General features: G+C 51.8%; 1 rRNA gene. It reads right to left on the bottom strand.

Annotated elements, in window-relative coordinates:
• Nucleotides 1-189, bottom strand: a 23S ribosomal RNA gene (locus ACGF5R_RS25220); the annotation flags it as partial.
• Nucleotides 190-218: the final 29 nt, after the last annotated feature.

Here is a 218-nt window from a genome sequence, read left to right as displayed (position 1 = left end):
CCCCGGTTCGCCTCATTAACCTATGGATTCAGTTAATGATAGTGCAACGCATTGCACTGGGTTTCCCCATTCGGACATCGCCGGCTCATCACGCTTCATATCAGCTCACCGACGCTTTTCGCAGATTAGCGCGTCCTTCATCGCCTCTGACTGCCTAGGCATCCACCGTGTACGCTTAATTGCTTAACCTCACAACCCGAAACTGTCTCGGATTGTTC

This window comes from Photorhabdus sp. RM71S, assembly GCF_042879355.1.
In the GTDB taxonomy this organism is placed as follows: domain Bacteria; phylum Pseudomonadota; class Gammaproteobacteria; order Enterobacterales; family Enterobacteriaceae; genus Photorhabdus; species Photorhabdus kayaii.
The sequence above is the reverse complement of the archived record's forward strand: the minus strand, read 5'-3'. Positions and strand labels throughout refer to the sequence as shown.